Source organism: Streptococcus mitis (assembly GCF_000722695.1).
Classification (GTDB): Bacteria; Bacillota; Bacilli; order Lactobacillales; family Streptococcaceae; genus Streptococcus; species Streptococcus mitis_O.
Map to the genome: position 1 here is coordinate 90,204 of NZ_JPFU01000009.1, position 23,520 is coordinate 113,723.

The window sequence follows — 23,520 nt, forward strand, 5'->3', positions numbered from 1 at the left end:
TGAAAAAAATCTGAAAAAAGTGTTGACAAGCATCCTAAAAGTTGATATACTAGTAAAGTAATCGACGCGGGGATGGCGGAATTGGCAGACGCGCAGGACTAAGGATCCTGTGACCGCTTTAGGTCGTGAGGGTTCAAGTCCCTCTCTCCGCATAGGACAAGAGTTAGCTTAGGCTAGCTCTTTTGTTTTATAAGGTTTATATATCTATGGTGGGCGTCCTTCGCTTTCAGATAAATAATATAGTTTGAAATTTCTCCTAATTTTCTTTACTCTTTCTACTTTTTCCGAATAAATAGATAGAAGAATCAAATCTAGTAAATCTAGATTTAAAAATGTGCTATAATGAAAGGAGAGAAAGTATGACTGTACGTCATCCGGGCATTAGCCCAACTAATGATTTGGTTGCTAAGAAGATTTTTAGCAATCCAGAAATCACTTGTCAATTTATTCGTGATATGCTGGACTTGCCAGCAAAAAATGTGACTATTTTAGAGGGAAGTAATATTCACGTCTTACCTTCCCTGCCGTACTCGGCGCAGGATTTCTATACCAGTATAGATGTTTTAGCTGAACTAGATAATGGAACGCAAGTAATTATTGAAATCCAAGTTCATCATCAGAATTTTTTTATCAATCGTTTGTGGGCTTACTTATGCAGTCAGGTCAATCAAAATCTAGAAAAAATTCGTCAACGTGAAGGTGATACTCATCAGAGTTACAAACACATCGCACCAGTATACGCAATCGCTATTGTGGATAGTAATTATTTCTCAGATGACCTGGCTTTTCATAGCTTTAGTATGCGAGAGGACACGACAGGTGAGGTCTTAACCATCACAAATAATGGTCAAGAAAACCATCTAGTCAAGATGGCGTTCTTAGAACTAAAAAAATATAGAGAGACCAGCAAAGACGAGGTTCGCAAACCCTGGTTGGAGTTTTTCGGGAATAAACCCTTTACCCAAGAACCCGAGCGAGCCATCAGTCAGGCAGACCAACTGCTGGACTATAAGAGCTGGTCCGAGGAGGACAGGAAAATGTTTAGTCAACTACGTATGCGAGAAGAACAAGCGCTATTGGCTCATGACTATGCTTTGGAGCAAGCTGAAGAAAAAGGATTAGAACGTGGGAAAGTTGAAGGAAGAGAAGAAGGGAAACTTTTTGCCTTCCTAGATATGGTTCGTCAAGGTATCCTGACACCTGAGATTGCCAGCCAACAGTTAGGTATAACTGTCTCTGAGTTTGAAGAACTATTGAAAGAGCATCGCAAATAAGAACTTAAAAAATATAGAGAGACCAGCAAAGACGAGGTTCGCAAACCCTGGTTGGAGTTTTTCGGGAATAAACCCTTTACTCAAGAACCCGAGCGAGCCATCAGTCAGGCAGACCAACTGCTGGACTACAAGAGCTGGTCCGAGGAGGATAGGAAGATGTTTAGTCAACTACGTATGCGCGAAGAACAAGCCTTGTTAGCACAGGACTATGCCTTGGAACAAGCTGAAGAAAGAGGATTAGAACGTGGTATTGAACAGGGACTGGAGCGTGGAAAATTCTTTGCCTTCTTAGATATGGTCCACCAAGGTCTTTTGACCGCTGAGGTTGCGAGTGAACAATTGGGAATGACCGTCGCTGAATTTGAGTCACTATTGAAAGACTATCATTAATAAAACCTAAAAATACAGAGAAACCAGCAAAGATAGCATTCGCAAGCCGTGGTTAGAGTTTTTTGGGAATAAACCCTTTACTCAGCAACCAGAGCGAGCCATTAGCCAAGCAGACCAACTGCTGGACTACAAGAGCTGGTCCGAGGAGGACAGGAAAATGTTTAGTGAACAACGCAGACGTGAAGAACAAGCCTTACTCGCTCATGACTATGCCTTGGAAACAGCTAGAGCCGAAGGTATCGAACAAGGTTTAGAGCGTGGTCTTGAACAGGGACTAGAGCGTGGAAAAGTTGAAGGAAGAGTCTTTGCTTTCTTAGATATGGTTCGCCAAGGTCTTTTGACTTCTGAAGTTGCCAGCCAACAGTTAGGTATGACTGTCTCTGAGTTTGAAGAACTATTGAAAGAGCATCACAAATAAGAACTAAAAAAATACAGAGAAACCAGCAAAGACGAGGTTCGTAAGCCATGGTTGGAGTTTTTTGGGAACAAGCCCTTTACCCAGCAACCAGAACGAGCCATCAGCCAGGCAGACCAACTGCTAGACTACAAGAGCTGGTCCGAGGAGGACAGGAAAATGTTTAGTGAACAACGCAGACGTGAAGAACAAGCCTTGTTAGCACAGGACTATGCCTTGGAACAAGCTGAAGAAAGAGGATTAGAACGAGGCCTTGAACGTGGGCGAGCAGAGGGTATCGAAGAGGGATTAAAAGTAGGTTTAGTAAATCTAGTACGTCAAGGTCTTCTAACACCTGAGGTTGCTAGTCAGCAATTAGGTATGACTGTCTCAGAGTTTGAAGAACTATTGAAAGAGCATCACAAATAAGAACTTAACAAATACAGAGAAACCAGCAAAGACGAGGTTCGCAAGCTATGGTTGGAGTTTTTTGGGAGAAGCTCTTTACCCAATAATAAGCTTTCATCAATCCGCTGTCTATAAAATGTAAGGATAGGCAGTCTACCATTTAAAATAAAATAATGACAGATTTTTCCGAAGCAAAAGGTAAGATCTGTTTTTTATTTATATTAAATTTTTATAATATATGCTCTAAAACAGCTGTATAATAAGTTTTGCATATATATATATATATATATATATCAGAAATGCCTTGAAATATAATGATTACAGCGTTTACATTTTTAGATGTTGTTTATGTAAATACTTGATTTTTTATTTTAAAAGAGTTAACATATCATTGAGTCCTTGTGTCTCGAAGATTTTAAACTTATTCTACTGAAACAATAGAAAGGACATATTTATGTTTGGTAAAAAGTCTAATGATAATGGTGAAAAATTATACCGTTATTCTATTCGGAAATACCATTTTGGTGCTGCAAGTGTTGCCGTAGCAGCATTAATGTTTTTCGCTAATGGTGCGGTTAAGGCAGATACTTTACCTGTATCACCTGTTACGGCCAATACTGAAAAGGTAAATGCTGGTGTTACGGGACTGACAGAGGGAGTTCCTCCTAAAGAGAATCTTATAGAGAAATCAAAAGAAGTAGAGAGTGACAAAACACCTGCTGCTCAGAAGCAAGTGGATAAGTCTCCTCTTGTTCAGGCTATTAGTGAACTTCAAGCTGCAATTGCAAAAGTAGATGAGGAAAGTTTATTAAGTCTATCTAATCAACTTTCTCAATTAACCGACGAAAATAAGCGTTTACTTGATGGAGAAGATATTTCTAAGGAAACGCTTACAAATCAAGTGAATCGAGTTCAATCTCTTACAGAGCAAGTACGTCAGCTTAAGTCTAAGACTGAGGATAAAACCTCTAACAAGGAAGATAGAGCTGATTCTAAAGCTCAAAATACAAAAGAGCTTAAAGTATCTGATAAAGCTGTGACTCCTACTAATCAGGCTGAAGAAATCAAAGCTGTTCAAAAAGATGAAAATAAAGGGGAAGACACTGCTAATAAAGATAAACTAGAAGCGCTTTCTAAAAATTTAATCACTTACTTAGATACTGCTAAAAAAATTGAACGCCCTGAGACCAAGAAACTCTTGGAGGGGGTAGAAGAAATTGTCCGCTCTGTCAAAAATGGGTTAGCAAATCCGAAATTAACTGCTTCAGAAATAGAAGAGTTAATGAAGCAAGGTAAGCAAGCAGAGAAAAAACTTGCCTTAGCAGTAACTCGTGAACATTCAGGGAAGCGTGATTCTCTAAATGGAAATAAAATGCTCCCAGAATCTTATTTTAGAGCACCTAATACTAGAGAAGGAGCTAATACGGAGTTCGGGAATGCATACACAGCATGGATGATTACAAACGATGACGTTAGAAGATTCCAATCAGCAGGTATTAATGATCCAAACTATCATGGATATAATTATCCAGTAGGGACATTCTTGTATAACTCGAATAATGCTGAAAATAGCCCGATTAACAATAATAATATGCAAGGACCTCAAAGGATTGCATGGACTAGAAATAGGGTTTATGTACAGGTAAATCGTGTATCAGGGAACGAACAATCAGGTTATGAGTTTAACTGGAAAATTCAATTTAATAATGGTCATGAACCTCACCAAAAACCATTCTACTACTTTACATTGCCTGACGGACATAATTTTAGTAGTTCAGTTGTGTTAAAAGAAAATGAATCACAAATTGCAACAGGAACTATTGAAGATGTATTGGAAAAATCTAAAGGTCTTCTGAATGGTAAAATGGGTACAACTGAAGGCGTTAATGGTGGAGAATATTACAAAGGTACAGGTCTTATTAATGGTCGTCCATATATTCAAGCACCTATTAGAACATTAGAAGATTTTGTTAAGAATTCTACCAACTACTACTTTAATAGAAGTGGTGTAAATGGAGATATTATTCAAAAATCGGATTTCCTATTTGAAAATATTAGAAACTCAACTAAAAACATTATCGCAATTCAGCCTCAAGGAAGAAATCCAGGAGGATTTAACCATTCTTATTCATTCGAATTTACAACACATTCTAATAGTGGAGATGCTCCTTATTATGTTGCAGGTGTGAAGACATATGAAACTACTTTGGGATTAACTCAACACAGAAGTTACTCTCAATGGGGAACATTGAAAGATGCCTATACTATTAAAACAGATTCATTTACGAACGGGGACTTTAAAAAGAAAACTTTCTTAAAAGGAACTCAATTAGGAGCTTTTGAAAATTCTTCATACAGTTTTAATAGTGATGCTGTAAGTACTGTAATGGGAGATAGATTTATTGACGCAGGATTAGTATTAAGAAATAATACTACTGGTCAAGATGAAAGACCTCGAAAAGGAGGATTATTACTAAAAATAACTCCTACAGCAACCATTGATGGTTCTAAGTATTCTCATATTCATAACTTCTATAATTATAATAATCCTAATGACGCTTTAACGAACTCTAAAGATAGAACAAAAGGTGGACATTTAGCTTACTTAGAAGGAACATATAATGGTTCAACGATTAAAATTCCATTCTCATTTAATATTGTAACTCAGTCAGATATTTTTGAGCCTATAAAAAATGAAGCAAAAGAGAATCAAGCTCGAAAAACAACTGATAACTTAGGAAATGCCACAGACTTTATTTCTGGATATAATAATGTTTCAAGTAGAATTCCTGATTTGTTTACAAATTGGAATGAAGGGAATGCAGATACATTTAGAAATATATTTAAAGGGAATTCAGATAGATTCCCTGGTTCTTCAAATGATATTAAAAGCCGTGCCATTAAAAATGTAGAGTGGGCAGATGGAAATAGCAATTTAACAGGTGAAAAAATTGTCCCTGTAAAAGTACGTTATACTCCACAAGGAGCAGCTGCTTATGAGGAAACAAAATATGTAACTCTACCTCGTGAGTTAAACAACTTATCAATTGGACAAGTTTTAACTGAAGCTCAAAAACAAAAAATTATCGAATTAGCGAAAACTACATTTGATGCTGATTCAGCAAGTTTCGATACTAATGCTGCTAAAGTAGGGGTTAAGAAACAAGTTAAAATTACCTACATGGATAATGAAAAAAATGCATCAACAGGAAATAAAGATGATTCTGTGCGTTATGTAGATTTTCATTTTACAAACTTAACAGTTCCAGACTCTAATAAGCCAGTTGTTACAATGAATGGTAGAACATTGACTACAAATGCAGAAGAAAATCAATTTATTATTTATCGTGGAGCTGCATTTAACCCAACATTCAATGTAACAGATGAGAGTAGAATTGGTAGCTTGATGGTAAGAAACTTACCAAAAGGGGTTTATTTTAATAAAGTTGATAATGTTGATAAAGAGCGTGTAGGAACTACTACTGTTTTAAATCATACAATTTCTGGTGATGATAGTAATAAAGTTGCAGATGATGCTACATTAGGGGAACAAATTGCATCAGTTGAAGCATCTGACCAATATGGTAATAGAGAAACATATAAATTTAAATATCGTATTGTAGATATTCAAGCAAAAAATAGTACGACAGAAAATCGTGCTGTTGGAAGTACATTAGGAGACCCTCATGATCACTTCAAAGTGGCAGAAAGTGATACTATAGCAAATGATAAGTACTATCCAGATAGAATGCAGTTTAAATGGAAAGAGATCGATCTTAGAAATATTAGAATTACTGATGTTGATAATAATACGAAGTTAAATGAGTTAGGAAGAATTACTAAGTATACCGCAACGGCAATATTCCCTAGTACTGTAAATACAAAAACAATAGACAGAGTAAATTATACAATTTACACACCTGCTCAAAAAGCAGTAGCAATGACGTTTAATGTGACGGATACTGTCGCTCCTACTGTTAAAATGACAAATCCAACCAATAATACAGAGTCTGTGTTAGGAAGTAATGAAAATAATCTTCCAGTAGTTGAAGTCTTCAGAGGGGCAACTTTAAATATTCCATTAAAAATGTTTGATAATAATACAAATGGAAAAATTAATATTAAGCACATTAGTGGATTGCCTACTGGAGTTAACTTGAATAATGGAAATACTCTTTCACAAAATAGTGGTTCAGAAACAAATCCTGCAACTGCTACTATTACGGGTAGAGTGGATCCAAATGCTGCATTAGGGACAAATACTGTTACCTTAAAAGTTTCAGACGATGCAACAGGAAGTGAAAACAAAGGAAATCAAGCTATACTAAAATTCAAAGTTAAAACGTATGATTTAGCTTTTGAAGATAGAGGTATACGAGTTGATGATAACACTCGTTCAGATGTTTTAAGACTTAACGAAACCAGTGTGGATCCAAATCACTATTTAACAACAACAGATGGAACGAATAGAGGAGATGGAAACTTTGGTTCAGATATGAAATTCCGCTATCTAAAAGGAAATACTGAAATTAGAGAGTATGTTTCTTTTGATAAGATTGGAAAACATTCTGTTAAGGCAAGAGCATATTTCCCAAATAGTAAAACTTCTACAAAAGGATTACCAACAAATCCTACAACCGGATTAACTGGAGATACTGCTTCTGTAGCTGGCAGAGGGTACTTGGAAAAAACAGTTGAGTTCAATGTGAAGCCAAACACACCAACAATATCTCAACCTCAATTCTATGGTACAGCAAGTTCAAAACCAACTGTAACGGTAGAAAACCTTCCAACAAATGCTCAATTACAAAATGGAGCAACTGTAACGGTTGAACTATATCAAGGAACTACTAAAGTCGCTAGTAAGACTGTAACAGATAGAAATGGTACGACAACTTTATCAGCAGAGAACTTTACAGCTAACTTAACAGAAGGACAACAAGTTCATGCAGTCGTAAAAGTTAGTGGAGGACAAGGTGCTACAGCTTATTCTGTAAATTCTGATAATAGTGAAAATAGAAATGTTACAGGAAGAAGTAGACTTTCAAACTTAGCAACTGATAAATTAGTCGTACAAGTCCAAGATTTGACGAATAATCGTAGAGGAACTCTTTCTGAGGCTGAAAAAAATACGATTAAGCAAGCAATTTTTGAAGCAAATAAAAATGGAGTATTAAGAGGAAAACAAGCTTCTGATATTACTATTTCGGATACTGGATTAATTACCGCATTAGACAAAGATAATAAGATTGCAGAATTACAAATTGATCCGAGAAATAATGTCGTTACTCGATTTGCGCATATTCGTGATGATTATAATATTACGTTTACGAATAATGGAAAACCTGCAAACCGTTCAACAGATCCAGGGTTTGAATGGAGTCAGGATAGAAAATCGTTAATTTATAAATTTGATGCAACGAGTGGTGTTGCTCTACAAACAAATGAAGTTTTAAAAACTATTACCGCTACTCCAAAAAATAGTCAAGGACAACCATCCCTAACGACTGTTACAGGGAATGATAAAGCATTAGGAGAAGCAAATTCTAATGGTTTCAGTAGAAATACATCTACTGGATACTTTAGTAAAAATGGAGTAGGAGTTAACGTATTAGATTTAGTAAATCCAACATCATATGGTGGTGGAGGAAACGTTGATAATACTACGAATAAGCTTGTTGAGAATAATCGTACAGATATCAACAATAGAAATATTGTTGGTACTACTCTAGGAAACGATAATATTTCAGCTGCAAATAGTGCAAATGCAATTCCTTTAACTAATGTTGTTAAAGGGCAAAATGGTAATTCATTAGTTGTAAGAAAACAATTATATCTAATGCCGAAATATACAAATAACGAATTACTAGCAGATCGTGGAACTACAAATGCTAATAATACAAATGTGATTAATGTTTACTTTGTACCTGTTGATCCAACAGCTCCTCGAGTTGAACGTTCAACTTCAAATACTTTAGCGACTACAAGTGCCCAAGCAAACCGTCTAGCAGATAATACTTCTTTTGCTAGCTTAGCCAAATTGACAGATAACTACGATAAGGATGATGTAACAAATCCTTCAAGTAATACTGTTCGTAATAAATTAAATATGTGGGTTAAGAAAGGTAACACTAAAGTACAGATTGTCGAAAATGGTGTTGAAAAAACAGCTGTTATTAATAGCTTGAAAAAAGAAATCGATCCAGCCACATATGAAGTAATTGCTAAAACATCAGATGCTTCTGGTAATCAGAGTCATGCAGATTCAGCAGAGGGAGCAAGTCTAGGTTATTTCAAAGTTGGTTATAATCTAGTAGCTCGTGATATTATCAATGTTAAACGTGGAGAAACGATAACAGCAGACGAGTTGAAGAGATTTATTCAAGTCCAAGAAGGAAATGAAAAAGTTGATTTACCTCAGGGAGCAACTGTAACAGCAGTACTTGAAACAAATACGATTACTCGTGGAAGTGAAGAAACAAAAACTGTAGAAGCAACTGTTAATTTCGGAGAAAACAGAACGAAAAAAGTTCGTTTAACGTATAAAGTTCTTAATACATTCCCAATTGCTAATACTATTTATGACTTTAAAGATGTAACTCGAAGTAATGGACATTCAGATTATTATAGTAATACAGGAAATAATATTCCTGGTGGAATGAATTGGCTTTATAAACGTAGTGGAGGAGCAGAGCAAAGCGGAACAAGCTTTACTAGAACTCTTGCATCAGATCCAGTAGGGAAAACGGTTTATACATTTATTGGTAGATATGACTATGGTCGTCATACAAATCGTCCAACTTCTACAGGTAATTTAGAACATTCAGCTACATTAGAGCATAAAGTATTTGATATTGCAGATAGTAAAAATGTTTCTGTTAGCCAAGGTACTACATTAAGTGCTGAACAGGCAAAAGCTGCTGTGAAGAATGCTACTGGTTCTGATACTTTACCTAATGGAACAAGATATGAATGGGTAGGAAATAAGGTAGCTAGTACATCAGGTAAACAAACATTCCAAGTGAAGGTTACATTACCAGTATCACAAACAGGGGATAATTTACCAGCTGCAACTCAAGCGACACCAAGTAAGACAATCAATGTAACGGTGAGCGTAACGCCACCAAAACCAACATTTAATAGTAATAAAGTGACTTCGACTTCACGTACTATTACAGGTACATTAGGTGGATTAAATGCGAATAGCAGTAATACGGTAGTGTCTGTTGCATTGAATGATGGAACTAACCGAGTGTTGACAAGTGAAAATAATGGTGGAGTAAGAATCAACGGTAATACATGGACAGCTACACTTCCTGATGATGTCAAACTTCGTACATCGGTTGCTAAAAATGGTGAAACAACTCAACCAAGAGGTTTAACAGTTACAACGAAAATTAAAGGTTCTACTACTGCAGATGATATTAGTGTAGTTAGTGATGTTAAAGCTGTTGAAATGGGTGATTACTCAGTAAATGCAACCATTGCAGGTAGCAAACATATTGATGTTAAAGTACCACATGATGCTAAACGTATGGAATTACGATTCCACAACAGCACAGAAACAAGCAATACACCAAAAAGTATTGTTCTTGTGCGTGGAGCAGATGGTACATGGCATACAGATGCAACAAGAGCAAATAATACAGCAGTTGCTAATGCGAATGGATATGTTGGAAGAATTAGTTCAACAGTAAGTACTACTAACCCAGCAGAAAATAATATTCGTATTGAACTAAATGAACAAAGTGGATCTACTAAACTTCACATTAAAGAAGAATCTGCTAATGGAGATAACACTGAATCATATGGTAGTGGATTAGGACTTCGTGTATATAATCAACCAGAAGCAGGTCAAGAGCCAAGTGCGACAGGCAAGTGGAAAGTTGCTAATGTTACGAATAATAAGCCTATACTATCTTATAAAGGATCAGAAGCAAGTAGCGAAACAGCACGTAAAGTCTTCCCATCAGGAACTACTATCACCAAGGCTATGCTAGAAAATCTAGTAACTGTTGGAGATGCAGAAGATAAAGCTACAAATGAGACTGACCAACCGTACGGCACACCAACTGTAAAAATTGTTTCAGGATTAACAGAAACACCAGGAAAAGCAACTCCAGCTGGACGTTATACAGTAGTTCTTAAGGCGGTTGACAGTCAAGGTAAAGAAAGCGATCCGTTGACTGTGTATGTGGGAGTTGTGTCAACAGAAGTGAAATACCAACCAAAAGTAGGACAAGATACTAAGGGAGAGCCAATTGAGATTCGCGTTCCAGCTGGTGATCATCACCAAGGTGAGCCAATCACGTATACACCAACCGAAATTAAAGTAGGTGATAAAGTTTACGTTCCAGTGGATAAAGGCGACAAGACGGTAACATTAACGGATCAACCACAAATCGTAGATGTAGCCTATAAAGAAAAAGATGCCTCAACAGTCTTGAAATACCAACCAAAAGTAGGACAAGATACTAAGGGAGAGCCAATTGAGATTCGCGTTCCAGCTGGTGATCATCACCAAGGTGAGCCAATCACGTATACACCAACCGAAATTAAAGTAGGTGATAAAGTTTACGTTCCAGTGGATAAAGGCGACAAGACGGTAACATTAACGGATCAACCACAAATCGTAGATGTAGCCTATAAAGAAAAAGATGCCTCAACAGTCTTGAAATACCAACCAAAAGTAGGACAAGATACTAAGGGAGAGCCAATTGAGATTCGCGTTCCAGCTGGTGATCATCACCAAGGTGAGCCAATCACGTATACACCAACCGAAATTAAAGTAGGTGATAAAGTTTACGTTCCAGTGGATAAAGGCGACAAGACGGTAACATTAACGGATCAACCACAAATCGTAGATGTAGCCTATAAAGAAAAAGATGCCTCAACAGTCTTGAAATACCAACCAAAAGTAGGACAAGATACTAAGGGAGAGCCAATTGAGATTCGCGTTCCAGCTGGTGATCATCACCAAGGTGAGCCAATCACGTATACACCAACCGAAATTAAAGTAGGTGATAAAGTTTACGTTCCAGTGGATAAAGGCGACAAGACGGTAACATTAACGGATCAACCACAAATCGTAGATGTAGCCTATAAAGAAAAACCAGCTACATCAACCCCAACATTTACGGTAGGAACACAAAATCCACAAACAGGAAATGTTGAAGTAACAGTTGATGGAGTTCCTGAAGGTACTAAAATTAAATTGCCAGGTATTGCTAGTGAAAAAGTTGTGACTGGAGGAAAAGTAGAGTTAACTCATAACGAATTACCTAAAAATCCAACAACAGGAAAAGGAATTGCCCAAGAAGATGGTAAACTTCCAAAAGAAGGAACTAGCGATATTACAATTCCTGGTAAATTAACTAGGGCTAAAGGTGAACCTGCAAGAGAATTTGAAGTAACCATTCCACTACCAATTGTAGTTCCAGATCCAGAACATTTAACACCGAAAGAAGTCGAAAAATTGGTGGATAAAGTTAAAGAATCTAATCCAAATACAATTGTTACAGCGGATGATAAGGGTAATGTTACTGTAACTGATAAGACAACTGGAGAATCAGTACTAATCCCAGCAAAAGATCTAACTGTTAAAGACTTCGAACCAGTGAAACCAAGCGAAAAAGTTCCAGTCAAAGACAAAGCCCACTTAACTCCAGAAGAGAAGAAACAAGTGGCAGACAAAGTCAAAGACAAGAACCCAGGTAAGGAAGTAACAGTAGGAGACGATGGCACAGCAACAGTGACAGATCCAACAACAGGAATCAGTCATACAATTCCAGGAACAGAGCTAGTAAACCAAGACTTCGAACTAGTGAAACCAACCGACAAAGTTCCAGTCAAAGACACAGCCCACTTAACTCCAGAAGAGAAGAAACAAGTGGCAGACAAAGTCAAAGACAAGAACCCAGGTAAGGAAGTAACAGTAGGAGACGACGGAACAGCAACAGTGACAGATCCGACAACAGGAATCAGTCATACAATTCCAGGAACAGACTTAGTGAACCAAGACTTTGAACCAGTAATACCAGCTGATAAGATTCCAGTAAAAGATCCTGATAACTTAACACAAGAAGAACAGGATAAAGTAAAAGAATCAGTTGAAAAAGCTAATCCAGGTAAAAAAGTAACAGTAGATAAAACTGGAAAAGTTACAATAACTGATCCAAATACTGATATAAGTCATGAGATACCAGGAGAAAAATTAATAACTCTTGTTCCACCAGTTGTTGATATTCCTGAATATACATCTCCAATAGGAACAACAGGTGTTGATGAAAATGGAAATCTTATTGAACCTCCAATTAAGCATCAAACTAAACTTCTCATCACTAAATGGGTTGATGAAAAAGGTAACGAGCTAAAACCAGCAGATGCAAAAGCACCAAAAGTTTTAGGTGAAGCGAACGAAGCATTTGAACATGGTGAAATTGAAGGGTATGTATTTGTAAGAACAGAAACTAAAGGTGATGTTGTAACTCACGTCTTCAGAAAAGTGAGCCAAGTTAGACCAACAGGTGACGGTCAACAAAGACCAGCTACTCCATCTGACGTTACAAATTCTAGACAGAATACTGCTAACCCTGCTGAGGTGCCAGCTACTCAACCTACTGAACAACCAAGTCAAACAGTTGAAGTACCTGCTCAATTGCCGCATGAAGTGTCTGAAACTGATTCATCAGTTTCTCAACCGCAAGCAGTATTGCCAAATACTGGTACACAAGAAGACCGTGCTACAGGTGCATTAGGAGTTCTCTCTCTTCTTGGCGCATTTGGTTTGCTATTTGCCAAAAAGAAAAAAGACGATGAAGAGGAAGCATAAATAGATGATCTCATCTGATCCTTAGTAGCTTTCCCTACATAAAGTCTTTGGAAATCAAAAAGAACTAGAAAACTCACTCATTTGTGAGAACTCTAGTTCTTTTTTTGTATTTCATAAACATTTCATATTTGAATTTTATAATAGTCTTACAAATATGGAGGTGACAAATGAATCCATTTCAAAGAGCTTGGGCTTATGTCAGCAGAAAACGACTGAGAAGTTTTATTTTATTTCTGATTTTATTGGTCTTATTAGCAGGAATTTCAGCCTGTTTGACTCTGATGAAGTCCAATAAAACAGTGGAAACCAATCTTTACAAATCACTCAACACATCTTTTTCTATTAAGAAGATAGAAAATGGTCAGACTTTTAAGTTGTCAGATCTAGCGTCCGTGAGCAAGATTAAAGGACTGGAAAATGTCTCTCCTGAATTCGAGACGGTTGCAAAGTTGAAAGACAAGGAAGCGGTGAGTGGTGAGCAGAGTGTAGAACGTGATGACTTGTCCGCTGAAGATAAGAACTTGGTTAGTTTAACGGCTCTTGAGGATTCATCCAAGGATGTCACCTTTACCAGTTCAGCTTTCAATCTAAAAGAAGGGCGATACCTTCAAAAAGGGGATTCAAAGAAAATCATCATCCACGAAGAGCTAGCTAAGAAGAATAGTCTTTCGCTTCATGACAAGATTACCTTAGATGCTAGTCAGTCAGAAGCTGGGAAAGGACAAACTGTCGAGTTTGAAATCGTCGGAATTTTCTCTGGTAAAAAACAAGAGAAATTTACAGGCTTGTCTTCAGACTTCAGTGAAAACCAGGTCTTTACAGACTATGAAAGTAGCCAGACCCTTTTGGGGAATAGTGAAGCTCAAGTCAGTGCAGCTCGCTTCTATGTAGAAAGTCCTAAGGAAATGGACGGACTCATGAAGCAGGTAGAAAACTTGGCATTGGAAAGTCAAGGTTACCAAGTTGAGAAGGAGAACAAGGCATTTGAACAAATCAAAGACTCAGTAGCAACCTTCCAAACCTTCCTGACCATCTTCCTTTATGGGATGTTGATAGCAGGAGCAGGAGCCTTAATTTTGGTTTTGTCTCTCTGGTTGAGGGAAAGGGTCTACGAAGTGGGAATTTTACTTGCACTTGGAAAAGGTAAGAGCTCGATTTTTCTACAATTCTGTTTAGAGGTAGTTTTGGTATCTCTTGGTGCTCTGCTTCCAGCATTTGCTACAGGAAACGCAATCATAACTTACCTACTCCAAACCCTACTAGCAAGTGTAGACCAGGCAGCCCTACAAGACACGCTAGCTAAAGCAAGTGGTCTATCAAGTAGTTTATTATCTTTTGCAGAATCCTATGTTTTTCTAGTTCTGCTTAGTTGCTTATCACTAGCCTTTTGTTTCCTATTTTTATTTAGAAAATCGCCTAAGGAAATTTTATCATCTATTAGTTAAGAAGGAGAAATCATGACTTTATTACAATTACAAGATGTTACCTACCGTTATAAGAACACTGCTGAGGCAGTTTTATATCAGATCAATTATAATTTTGAACCCGGGAAATTTTATAGTATTATTGGGGAGTCAGGAGCAGGAAAATCTACTCTCTTGTCCCTCCTGGCTGGTCTAGATAGTCCTGTTGAAGGTTCTATTCTTTTCCAAGGAGAGGACATTCGTAAGAAGGGGTATTCTTACCATCGTATGCACCATATTTCCTTGGTCTTTCAAAATTATAACTTGATAGATTATCTTTCTCCACTGGAAAATATCCGCTTGGTCAACAAAAAGGCAAGTAAGGATACACTTCTTGAACTTGGTTTGGATGAAAGTCAGATCAAGCGGAATGTTCTCCAGTTATCAGGTGGTCAACAACAACGTGTGGCTATTGCTCGCAGTTTGGTATCGGAAGCTCCAGTTATTCTAGCTGATGAGCCAACAGGAAATCTGGACCCTAAAACTGCTGGAGATATTGTCGAACTGCTCAAATCACTTGCCCAGAAAACAGGTAAATGTGTCATCGTCGTCACCCACAGTAAAGAAGTGGCACAAGCGTCAGATATTACACTTGAATTGAAGGATAAGAAACTGATTGAAATATAGAATCTAGTTATTAAACTTTAAAATAGTATTAGTTGGTAACCAGATACGTGTAAAGTAATAATAAACGAAGTGAGTCTTTAACAACTATTTCCCGCAGTAGTGATAGCCTAGATAATAACAAAGTTATTATCTAGGCCGGAATTTTTGAGAGTAAAATAGTTTGGGGAACTATTTTAGCCTGAGCATAGAAATTAAAGGGCGAAGGGCTCAAAAATTAGGGATGAAATTCCTACAGGAAGTTGCTCCCGTCCGCACAATCTAAGGGAAATAGTAAAAAAATAATTTATATAAGTTATAAGACATTGAAATAAAACAAAACCTAGAAAGGAAACCTATGTTACACAACGCATTTGCCTATGTTACAAGGAAGTTTTTCAAATCGATTGTCATCTTCCTGATTATTCTCCTCATGGCGAGCTTGAGTTTGGTTGGCTTGTCAATCAAGGGAGCTACTGCCAAGGCTTCTCAGGAGACCTTTAAAAATATCACCAATAGCTTCTCCATGCAAATCAATCGTCGCGTCAATCAAGGAACGCCACGTGGAGCTGGGAATATTAAGGGTGAAGATATCAAAAAAATCACCGAAAACAAGGCCATCGAGTCTTATGTTAAGCGCATCAACGCTATCGGAGATTTGACTGGATATGAACTTATCGAAACTCCAGAAACCAAGAAAAATCTGACACCTGACCGTGCCAAACATTTTGGAAGTAGCTTGATGATTACAGGTGTCAATGACTCCTCTAAAGAAGACAAATTTGTCTCTGGTTCCTATAAACTGGTCGAAGGTGAGCACCTAACCAACGATGACAAGGACAAGATCCTCCTGCACAAGGACTTGGCAACCAAACACGGCTGGAAAGTAGGGGATAAGGTCAAACTAGACTCTAATATCTACGATGCCGATAATGAAAAAGGTGCCAAGGAAACAGTTGAAGTGACAATCAAGGGACTCTTTGATGGTCACAATAAGTCAGCAGTAACCTATTCACAAGAACTATACGAAAATACAGCTATTACAGACATTCACACTGCTGCAAAACTTTATGGCTACACAGAAGACACAGCCATTTATGGGGACGCAACCTTCTTTGTAACAGCGGACAAGAACTTAGATGACGTCATGAAAGAGTTGAATGGCATCAGTGGTATCAACTGGAAGAGCTACACACTCGTTAAGAGCTCCTCTAACTACCCAGCTCTTGAGCAATCCATCTCTGGTATGTACAAGATGGCCAACCTCCTCTTCTGGGGCAGCTTGAGTTTCTCAGTTCTTCTCCTTGCCCTCTTGCTTAGTCTTTGGATTAATGCTCGTCGTAAGGAGGTGGGGATCCTCCTCTCTATCGGTCTTAAGCAGGCAAGTATCTTGGGTCAATTCATCACTGAATCCATCTTGATTGCCATCCCTGCTCTTGTTTCTGCTTACTTCTTAGCTACTCACACAGCGCGTGCAATCGGAAATACTGTTCTTGCCAATGTCACTTCAGGTGTTGCCAAGCAAGCCAGCAAGGCTGCTCAAGCCTCTAACCTTGGTGGTGGTGCAGAAGTAGATGGCTTTAGCAAGACCTTGTCGAGCTTAGACATTTCCATTCAGACATCAGACTTTATCATCGTCTTTGTCCTTGCCTTGGTTCTGGTGGTGGCCGTCATGGCGCTTGCTTCAAGCAATCTCCTTAGAAAACAACCAAAAGAGCTTCTGCTGGATAGCGAATAAGTTTGAAAAAATTAGTCTGGAATAAAGATTGCATCTTGTTTTTCTATTCCAGAATGGTGCATAGAGAATGCATATTTAACAATACAAAATAGAGTCGAAAGCAGTGGTGAAAATCATTGCTTTCAATCGCTTTCTTTGTACTTTTGCTGGTGGGTGTGATATACTAAAATCGTGGAATTCAGTGGAAGGACAATTTACAATTTCTATATTCAAATATGCATAAAAATTTATTCATAATTTGCTTTTAAATAAATAGAAAACCTGTAGATATCTATCCAGACTGCAAAGGTAGACGAGCCTGCTGTAGCTGAGTTTGCCTTTTAAAAATATAAAATAGTGAGGAAAATAATGAGACAAACAACTGTTAGAGGGACCTTATCCCTACGTGGCTTTAGAAAATTAAGAACTGGTGCAATTGTTGCAACAGGTGTGATTTTATTGGGGCTGGGCTTTTTAGCTCCAACTGTTTCCGCTAACGAACAAGATGGTGTTTGGGTAGCTAGAACAGTTGCAGAAGTAAAAGCTGATATTCAAAATATAGACAATTTATCACACTACACTATTAAGTGGGGAGATACACTGAGTGCTATTAGTGGAGCAACGGGACTATCTGTGGATAGTTTGGTTGAGATAAATCGTATTGCAAATAGAGATTTGATTTTTGCTAATAATAAATTGTATTTTAGCGAAGAGGCTTTTCTAAAAGATGGAAATACAGAAGTCAAAAGACAGCGAGTGTCGATTGATAATTCTGGTAGCTGTCAAAGTTATGAAGTTGAAACAAAGACAGATACTGTAACTGGAGAGCAAACTACTACAGTTAAACAAACGACACCAGTAGTTGTGGAAACCCCAGCGGTGTCAGCAGCGAAATCAGAAACCCCAGTCACAGTTGCGCCAAGAGTAGAAACAAGGTCAGAAACTTTAAATGCTCTATCTACTGAATCCAATCCAGTAACAGATAAGGTATCTTCAAATATAGGAACTACAAATCAACCTGTTTCTTCAAATCCAAGTTCAGAAGCAACAGCGCCCAAAGCAGAAGATTCATCGGCGTCAGCACCAAAAGTGGAAGAACCTGCAACACCAGCACCGAGAGCAGAAGAGCCAGCAGCTCCAGCACCGAAAGTAGAAGATACAGTAGCGTCGAAAGAAGATACATCAGCGCCAAATGCGGATAAACTAACAACTAATCAAAACGGAGATGCATCGAATCCAGTAGATTCAAAGGATGAATCATCAACACCGACTCCAGAAACTTCAACTTCAGAGCCAGAATCAGCAGAACCAACAACTTCAGCACCAAAAAACGATGAATCAGCTTCTTCGGTTGAATCTTCATCAACAGGTAATCATTCAGAAGAGTCAGGGACACCATCTGAAACTCCTACAGGTGGCCCAACAGCTACCCAACCAAGTGATACAAGTACGGAATTGGTAACCCCAGGTGAGGCTAGTACCCCTGCAAAGCCAGCTGGAGAAGCAGACAAATCCGAAACAAAATCCGAAGTTTCAAATCCATCACCAAATGCAACAAATGAGGGTGATTCAGGAACCTCAACTTCAGTAACAGACACCACTACTTCAAATACAGGAACTACAAACCAAGCCGTAGCCTCAAATCCAAGTTCAGAATCGCCATCAGTATCAGCGCCCAAAGCAGAGGAACCAACGGGCTCAGCACCGAAAGTGGAAGAACCAGTGGCTCCAGCACCAAAAGTAGAGGAACCATCGTCTTCAGTGCCAAAAGCGGAAGAACCAGCGGCTACCACGCCAAAATCGGAAGAACCAACGACACCGGCGCCAAAAGTGGAAGAACCAGTGGCTCCAGCACCAAAAGTAGAGGAACCATCGTCTTCAGTGCCAAAATCGGAAGAACCAGCAGCGCCAGCACCGAAAGACGATGAATCAGCTTCTTCGGTTGAATCTCCATCAACAGGCAATCATTCAGACGAGTCAGGAACACCATCTACAATTCCTACAGGTGATTCAACAGCTACCCAACCAAGTGATTCAACATCGTCACCGGTAACCCCAAGTGAAGAAGCACCGGTCACATCAGGTAAAACTAATCCCACTGAACAGCCATCTGGAGAATCAGGTAAATCTGAAACAACAACAGAATCTTCCAATACTCCATCTGCTGAAGCTACAAATGAATCAGGGAATGCAGCAGAATCAAGTCCAGTAACAGACAACGCCCCTTCAAACACAGGGGCTGCAGATCAACCTGTAGCTTCAAATTCAAGTTCTGAATCACCGGCGACCTCAGTACCAAAAGCAGAAGAACCAGCGTCTTCAGCACCGAAAGTGGAAGAACCAGCGACCCCAGCACCGAAAGCAGAGGAGTCAGCGTCTCCAGCACCGAAAGTGGAAGAACCAGCGACCCCAGCGCCAAAAGCAGAAGAACCAGCGTCTACCACGCCAAAAGTGGAGGAGCCAGCTACACCCGCACCAAAAGTGGAGGAGCCAGCGACTCCAGCACCAAAAGTAGAGGAACCAGCGACTCCAACACCAAAAGTAGAGGAACTAGCGACCCCAGCGCCAAAAGTGGAAGAACCAGCGACTCCAGCACCAAAAGTAGAGGAGCCAGCAACTCCAGCACCAAAATCAGAAGAACCGGCTACACCGGCATCAGAAGTGGAAGAACCAGCGGCGACAACACCGAAGGCAGAAGAACCAGTATCTCCAGCGCCAAAAGCAGAGGAGCCAGCGGCTCCAGCACCAAAAGTAGAGGAACCAGCGGCACCAGCACCGAAAGACGATGAATCAGGTTCTTCAGTTGAATCTCCATCAACAGGTAATCATTCAGACGAGTCAGGAGCGCCATCTACAACTCCTACAGGTGACTCAACAGCTACCCAACCAAGTGATTCAACATCGTCACCGGTAACCCCAAGTGAAGAAGCACCGGTCACATCAGGCGAAACTAATTCCACTGAACAGCCATCTGGAGAATCAGGTAAATCTGAAACGACATCAGAATCTTCCAATACTCCATCTGCGGAAGCTACAAATGATTCAGGGAATGCAGCAACATCAACTCCGACTCCAGAAGCATCAACTTCAGAGCCAAAATCAGAAGAAGAACTTAAGAAGGAAGAAGCCTTGAAGTCAGCTAAAAAGGAGAGCATAGATGATAATATCGGTGAAGTTGTTAAAATAAAAGCAGATGCGATTGAAAAAGTTACTGATGCAGATGAAAAGGCAAGATTAAAAGAAGCATTAAAGGCGTTACAAGATAAAGCGATAGAAGAAATTAACAAAGCAAAAGATGATGAAGAAGTAGCTACTGTTACAGAAAAATATCAAAATGAAATCAATGCATTGGATGTTCCAGGTGAAGAATTACCTGCACCAAATTATAACAAAGATAATTTAACAAATGGTCGTAATGAAGGTACTACTATTGACAATGGAAGCACAGCGATAGGACATGGATCAGGTGAAGCTCCAACACAACCTTCTTCAACTTCAGAAGGGGCTTCAAGTTTTAGAAATGCCCCATCGGTTCAAGCAAGAGCAAGAAGAGTGGCACGTTCAACATCAGAAGCAGATGGAACTGTAAATATTAGCTATAACTTCGCTGGAATGCCAGATATTCATGGCTTCCTATCTGATCCGGGAGAAAATAACACTGTCACAATTCCTGCAGGAACGAGTGAAGCACAGGCAAAAGAGCTAGTAAAAGAAAAAATTCAAGCCAAGATAAAAGACTTAGCTGCTAGAGGGTATCATGTGAAAAATGACATTATTTTTGAACAAGATACTACTGTGAAAAATTATAACTACGTCGTTACATTCACTAAGGAGACTACAGGAACTTCAGGTTTCAGAATGGCTCCAGCAGTTCAACCACGGGCTAGCAGAAATCGTAGAAGTCTAGAACAGCCAGCTTCTCAAAAGGTCAAAGTCAATGTTTTTTATAACTTTGATCAAATGAAAGATATTGCAGGTTTCCTAGGAGATACCAATGAAACTTCTCTTGAAATTGCGGAAGGTTTATCAAATGAACAGGTTAAAGCAGCTGTCAAGAGCCAAGTTGAAGCTAAGAAAGAAGAGTTGCGCAAACGCGGCTATACTTTCAAAGAGGACTATGTATATCAAGCTAATGGGAAAGATTATAACTACGTTGTAACATTTTCAAAAGCAGCTAAATAATTTTCATTCTATAGAGAGTGAAATGCAAGCAGAGAGAGCGATAGGCTCTCTTTGTTTTATCTAGTGGTCAGTTGCTTACAGACAAAAGGCCAGTAAGAGGCTATAATATAAATAGAGTAGGTATTTATTCTAAGAAAAATAAAAAATAGAGAGCAGTTAAAGTATGAAAATTTTAATTGTAGAAGATGAAGAGATGATCCGTGAGGGGGTCAGTGATTATTTGACGGATTGTGGTTATGAAACTATTGAGGCGGCGGACGGTCAGGAAGCTCTGGATCAATTTTCTAGCTATGAGGTAGCCTTGGTTTTACTGGATATCCAGATGCCAAAGCTCAATGGCTTAGAAGTCCTAGCGGAAATTCGTAAAACCAGTCAGGTTCCTGTTTTGATGTTGACTGCCTTTCAGGATGAAGAATACAAGATGAGTGCCTTTGCTTCTCTGGCAGATGGCTATCTGGAAAAGCCTTTTTCTCTATCCCTCTTAAAAGTGAGGGTAGACGCGATTTTCAAGCGTTACTACGATACAGGACGAATCTTCTCCTATAAGGATACCAAGGTGGACTTTGAAAGCTACAGTGCCAGCCTAGCAGGTCAAGAAGTGGCTATCAATGCTAAAGAGTTGGAAATTCTTGATTATTTGGTTAAAAATGAAGGAAGGGCCTTGACTCGATCTCAGATTATTGATGCCGTCTGGAAAGCGACAGATGAGGTTCCCTTTGACCGTGTCATTGATGTTTATATCAAGGAACTGCGGAAAAAGCTAGACTTGGACTGCATCCTCACTGTGCGCAATGTTGGTTATAAATTGGAGCGAAAATGAAACGAACAGGTTTATTTACAAAGATATTTATCTATACCTTCTCGATTTTTAGTGTTCTGGTTATCTGCCTTCATTTAGCAATTTATTTTCTTTTTCCTTCGACTTATCTGAGCCACCGTCAGGAAACCATTGATCAGAAAGCGACAGCCATTGCCCAGTCCCTAGAAGGTAAGGATAGGCAGAGCATCGAGCAAGTGTTAGACTTGTATTCCCAGACTAGTGATATCAAGGGAGCCGTTAAGGGCGAGATGACCGAGGACAAGTTAGAAGTCAGGGACAGTATTCCTCTGGATACGGACCGTCAGACAACCTCTCTTTTTATCGAGGAGCGCGAGGTGAAAACGCAAGATGGTAGCCCTATAACTCTCCAGTTTCTAGCTTCCATGGACTTGCAAAAGGAAGCGGAGCAGATTAGTCTCCAATTTCTTCCCTATACCTTGCTGGCATCCTTTCTGATTTCCCTTTTGGTAGCCTATATCTATGCTCGGACCATTGTTGCTCCAATCTTGGAAATCAAGCGCGTGACCAGTCAGATGATGGAACTGGATGCTCAAGTGCGATTGCGCGTGGATTCTAAGGATGAGATTGGGGATCTCAAGGAACAAATCAATAGCCTCTACCAGCATCTTTTGACTGTCATTGCGGACTTGCATGACAAGAATGAAGCTATTCTCCAGCTGGAAAAGATGAAGGTCGAATTCCTACGAGGGGCTTCTCATGAATTGAAAACACCGCTGGCTAGTTTGAAAATCCTGATCGAAAATATGAAAGAAAATATCGGTCGCTATAAGGATAGAGACCACTATCTGGGAGTTGCCTTGGGGATTGTGGATGAGCTCAATCACCACGTTCTCCAGATACTTTCCCTCTCTTCTGTGCAGGAATTACGAGATGATAGGGAACAAATTGACCTACACCAGATGACGCAAAGTCTCGTTAAGGATTATGCCTTGCTAGCCAAGGAGAGAAAACTTCAGATTGACAATAGTTTGAACCATCAGCAGGTTTATCTAAATCCATCAGTTATGAAGTTAATCCTGTCTAATCTTATCAGCAATGCCATCAAGCACTCTGGTCCAGGTGGCTTGGTTCGCATTGGCGAAAGAGAAGGGGAGTTCTTTATCGAAAATAGCTGTAGTCCTGAAGAACAAGAAAAACTGGCCCAGTCTTTTTCTGACAATGCTAGTCGAAAGGCCAAGGGTTCGGGGATGGGGCTCTTTGTTGTCAAAAGTTTATTAGAACATGAAAAATTACCCTATCATTTCGAGATGGAGGAGAATCGTCTAACCTTCTTCATAACTTTTCCAAAAGTCGCCCAAGACTAGGCAGAGAAAGGGTTTACATAGATGGAGATAGAAGAAATTCAATCGAAACTGCGGGAAAAACTAGATTTTTTTGTCAAAAAGTGATAAAATGAACAATGTAAATGGGATGACCC

The 23,520-nt window shown here is 39.1% G+C and carries 8 protein-coding genes, 1 tRNA gene and 4 pseudogenes; all 13 read left to right on the plus strand.

Going from position 1 to position 23,520, the window contains the following annotated elements:
* Positions 1-66 precede the first annotated feature (66 nt).
* The 13 genes and pseudogenes from SK629_RS03605 to vncS all read left to right on the plus strand — a co-directional run bounded on the left by SK629_RS03605 (position 67) and on the right by vncS (position 23,407).
* Positions 67-152: transfer RNA gene (locus SK629_RS03605), tRNA-Leu, on the plus strand.
* Between the two features lie 207 nt (positions 153-359).
* Positions 360-1,274, plus strand: coding sequence for an Rpn family recombination-promoting nuclease/putative transposase (locus SK629_RS03610; RefSeq protein WP_042900618.1), 915 nt, complete (start codon positions 360-362; stop codon positions 1,272-1,274).
* Positions 1,275-1,664, plus strand: a pseudogene (locus tag SK629_RS03615) (hypothetical protein); the annotation flags it as partial.
* Positions 1,665-1,674: 10 nt separating this feature from the next.
* Positions 1,675-2,082: pseudogene (locus tag SK629_RS12595) on the plus strand (hypothetical protein); the annotation flags it as partial.
* Positions 2,083-2,487: pseudogene (locus SK629_RS12455) on the plus strand (hypothetical protein); the annotation flags it as partial.
* A pseudogene (locus tag SK629_RS12600) lies at positions 2,488-2,553 on the plus strand (flagellar assembly protein H domain protein); the annotation flags it as partial.
* 367 nt (positions 2,554-2,920) lie between these two features.
* Positions 2,921-13,297: a YSIRK signal domain/LPXTG anchor domain surface protein gene (locus SK629_RS03635; RefSeq protein ID WP_042900624.1), complete on the plus strand. Its 10,377-nt coding sequence runs from the start codon at positions 2,921-2,923 to the stop codon at positions 13,295-13,297.
* A gap of 167 nt (positions 13,298-13,464) precedes the next feature.
* Positions 13,465-14,742, plus strand: a complete 1,278-nt coding sequence (locus SK629_RS03640) for an ABC transporter permease (protein ID WP_042900625.1) — start codon at positions 13,465-13,467, stop codon at positions 14,740-14,742.
* 12 nt (positions 14,743-14,754) lie between these two features.
* Positions 14,755-15,387 (plus strand): ABC transporter ATP-binding subunit Vex2, encoded by a 633-nt coding sequence (vex2, locus tag SK629_RS03645; RefSeq protein WP_042900626.1) that lies wholly within the window; start codon positions 14,755-14,757, stop codon positions 15,385-15,387.
* Positions 15,388-15,721: 334 nt separating this feature from the next.
* On the plus strand, positions 15,722-17,101 hold the full coding sequence (gene vex3 / locus SK629_RS03650; RefSeq protein ID WP_042900627.1) for an ABC transporter permease subunit Vex3: 1,380 nt from the start codon (positions 15,722-15,724) through the stop codon (positions 17,099-17,101).
* Positions 17,102-17,449: 348 nt separating this feature from the next.
* The gene (locus tag SK629_RS03655) at positions 17,450-21,262 is read left to right on the plus strand and encodes a LysM peptidoglycan-binding domain-containing protein (protein WP_050492344.1); all 3,813 of its coding nucleotides are present in this window, start codon (positions 17,450-17,452) and stop codon (positions 21,260-21,262) included.
* 163 nt (positions 21,263-21,425) lie between these two features.
* Positions 21,426-22,082, plus strand: coding sequence for a response regulator transcription factor VncR (gene vncR, locus SK629_RS03660; RefSeq protein WP_042900628.1), 657 nt, complete (start codon positions 21,426-21,428; stop codon positions 22,080-22,082).
* On the plus strand, positions 22,079-23,407 hold the full coding sequence (gene vncS / locus SK629_RS03665) for a sensor histidine kinase VncS (RefSeq protein ID WP_042900629.1): 1,329 nt from the start codon (positions 22,079-22,081) through the stop codon (positions 23,405-23,407). Before vncR ends, vncS begins: the two co-directional genes overlap by 4 nt.
* The last annotated feature ends 113 nt before the right edge of the window (positions 23,408-23,520 follow it).

What these genes read in the sequence shown, in the direction of transcription:
- vncR (WP_042900628.1), top strand. Translation starts at nt 21,426, where the DNA reads ATGAAAATTTTAATTGTAGAAGATGAAGAGATGATCCGTGAGGGGGTC.
- SK629_RS03640 (WP_042900625.1), top strand. Translation starts at nt 13,465, where the DNA reads ATGAATCCATTTCAAAGAGCTTGGGCTTATGTCAGCAGAAAACGACTG.
- SK629_RS03655 (WP_050492344.1), top strand. Translation starts at nt 17,450, where the DNA reads ATGAGACAAACAACTGTTAGAGGGACCTTATCCCTACGTGGCTTTAGA.
- vex3 (WP_042900627.1), top strand. Translation starts at nt 15,722, where the DNA reads ATGTTACACAACGCATTTGCCTATGTTACAAGGAAGTTTTTCAAATCG.
- vex2 (WP_042900626.1), top strand. Translation starts at nt 14,755, where the DNA reads ATGACTTTATTACAATTACAAGATGTTACCTACCGTTATAAGAACACT.
- SK629_RS03610 (WP_042900618.1), top strand. Translation starts at nt 360, where the DNA reads ATGACTGTACGTCATCCGGGCATTAGCCCAACTAATGATTTGGTTGCT.
- vncS (WP_042900629.1), top strand. Translation starts at nt 22,079, where the DNA reads ATGAAACGAACAGGTTTATTTACAAAGATATTTATCTATACCTTCTCG.
- SK629_RS03635 (WP_042900624.1), top strand. Translation starts at nt 2,921, where the DNA reads ATGTTTGGTAAAAAGTCTAATGATAATGGTGAAAAATTATACCGTTAT.